The sequence below is a fragment of the Cellulomonas biazotea genome (assembly GCF_004306155.1).
GTDB classification, from domain to species: Bacteria; Actinomycetota; Actinomycetes; order Actinomycetales; family Cellulomonadaceae; genus Cellulomonas; species Cellulomonas biazotea.
Genome location: NZ_BIMR01000467.1, coordinates 1 through 851, shown reverse-complemented (window position 1 = coordinate 851; position 851 = coordinate 1). Strand labels below are relative to the sequence as shown.

Genomic DNA, 851 nt, shown 5'->3' with positions numbered 1-851 from the left:
AGGAGGCGCCCGCGCCGTTCCTCACGGACGACCAGCGCGCCCAGCTCGTGACGTCGAGCGTCGCGATCCTGCGCGAGGCCGGGTACGTCGGCGCCGGGACGTGCGAGTTCCTCGTCGGCGCCGACGGCACGGTGTCGTTCCTCGAGGTCAACACGCGCCTGCAGGTCGAGCACCCGGTCACCGAGGAGATCAGCGGCATCGACCTGGTGCGCGAGCAGCTCCGCGTCGCCGCGGGCGAGCCCCTCGGGTACGACCACGTCGAGACACGCGGCCACTCGATCGAGTTCCGCCTCAACGGCGAGGACCCGGCGCGCGGCTTCCTGCCGGCCCCGGGCCGCATCACCACGCTGCGCTTCCCCGCCGGTCCGGGCGTCCGCGTCGACTCCGGTGTCGTCGAGGGCGACAGCGTCTCCGGGATGTACGACTCGATGATCGCCAAGCTCGTCGTGACGGGCGCGACCCGGACCCAGGCGATCGAGCGCGCACGGCGCGCCCTCGCCGAGCTCGAGGTCGTCGGCATCCCGACGGTCACGCCGTTCCACCGCGCGGTCCTCGACGCCCCCGAGTTCGCCCCGGCGGACCCGACGGAGGCGTTCTCGGTGCACACCCGTTGGATCGAGACGGAGTTCGCGGACCGGCTCACGACGCTCGGCGCGTCCGCCGCGGCAACGACCGAGGAGCACGAGGAGGCGCCCGCCCTGGAGCGCGTCGTCGTCGAGGTCGGTGGCAAGCGGCTCGAGGTCGTCCTGCCGGCGGCGCTCGCGCTGGGCCGCGGCCCCGCGGGCGGCGGTGCACGACCCACCGGCCGCGGCGGGGCGTCCGGCCCCGCGGGACCGCGCCGTCCCGTGCGG

1 protein-coding gene is annotated in these 851 nt (G+C 75.6%); it reads left to right on the top strand.

Annotated elements, in window-relative coordinates:
* Positions 1-851, top strand: an 851-nt coding sequence (locus CBZ_RS20200; RefSeq protein WP_444979410.1) for an ATP-binding protein, incomplete at both ends; no start/stop codon positions are given.